Source organism: Microseira wollei NIES-4236 (assembly GCF_020521235.1).
Taxonomy (GTDB): Bacteria; Cyanobacteriota; Cyanobacteriia; order Cyanobacteriales; family Aerosakkonemataceae; genus Microseira; species Microseira wollei.
Genome location: NZ_BLAY01000444.1, coordinates 1 through 1,354, shown reverse-complemented (window position 1 = coordinate 1,354; position 1,354 = coordinate 1). Strand labels below are relative to the sequence as shown.

Sequence of the window (1,354 nt, the reverse complement as noted above, 5' to 3'; positions counted from 1 at the left end):
GGGCTGACAACAGTGACAAAAAATCTGCCCAAATCTCCCTAAATCTCTGCAAAACCTGACTGATTGTAAAGATTTGCGAAGATTTAGGCCGACCAAACCAAGCAAAGCTCATAATTACACTCAACAGCAGATAGTCATGCGCCAACCACAAAGTGCTACTCGGATTTAAAACCCAAATCATTGTCAAAAACTCTATTGGTCAACTGCTTGCCAAACACGCAGGAGTAGCGCGTCATGCTTGGAACTGGGGATTAGGGCTAACCAAAGCCATCTTAGACCACAATATCGCCAACCCAGACGATAAAATCAAATTCCCCAGTGCAATCGATTTACATAAATGGCTAGTAGCATTAGTCAAATCTAAACATCCTTGGTACTATGAAGTGTCAAAAACAGCTCCTCAATATGCATTAATGCATTTAAGAGAAGCTTGGAAGAAATGCTTCCAACACCAAGCTGGTGCGCCAAAATTTAAGAAAAAAGGACGCAGAGATTCATTTACCCTAGAAGGGAAAATCAAAATTATTAGCCCCAATCAAATTCAAGTCCCTGTCATCGGAGTATTAAAAACATACGAAATTTTGCCTATTGGCATCACACCAAAGACAGTAACGATTAGCCGCAAGGCAGATAAATGGTTCATTTCGTTCCTTTTGGAGGTGGAACCTCAATGTACCCCAAAAGCAATTGATATTGTTGGGGTAGACTTAGGAATATTAAATCCAGCCACACTTTCAACTGGGGAAGTCTTTCCAGGCGCCAAAAAAACTCGGCAACTCCTCAAAAAGCTGGCGCACAATCAATGGATCCACCGCCACAAACAACCAGGGTCGAAAAATTGCATCAGCTCCGGGATAAAAATAGCGCGGCTACACCTAAAAATTGCTAACATTCGCCGTGACTACTTACACAAGTTAACAACCTACCTCGCCAAGAACCACGGCCTGGTGGTAATTGAAGACTTAAATGTCAGCGGGATGTTAGCCAATGGAAAATTAGCCCTAGCTATTGCTGATGGGAGTTTTTATGAATTTAAACGACAGTTAGAGTACAAGTGCCAACTTTACTCTTCCTCACTGCTCGTTGTTTCTAGGTGGTTTCCTAGTTCTAAAACTTGCCATTGTTGTGGTGAGGTAAAACAGTCTTTGTCTCTTTCACAGCGGATTTTTCACTGTGAAAAATGTGGTTGGCAAGGAGATAGAGACTTAAATGCAGCCTTAAACTTAGAGCGAGTAGGGAGAGCTACTCCCGAATTTACGCCTGCGGACAAGAAGGAGCCGACTCCCTTGGTGGAAGCAGGAAGTCAAGCTGATACAAGTCTCATAGGTAGATTTGAGTAGGTTTGGCAGAGCGG

Annotated in this window: 1 protein-coding gene; it reads left to right on the top strand. The window is 42.9% G+C overall.

The window, feature by feature from the left end:
• The first annotated feature begins 152 nt into the window (after positions 1–152).
• Positions 153–1,340 carry an RNA-guided endonuclease InsQ/TnpB family protein gene (locus tag MiSe_RS49125; protein WP_226594827.1) on the top strand — a complete coding sequence of 396 codons (1,188 nt, stop codon included), beginning with the start codon at positions 153–155 and terminating at the stop codon, positions 1,338–1,340.
• Positions 1,341–1,354: the final 14 nt, after the last annotated feature.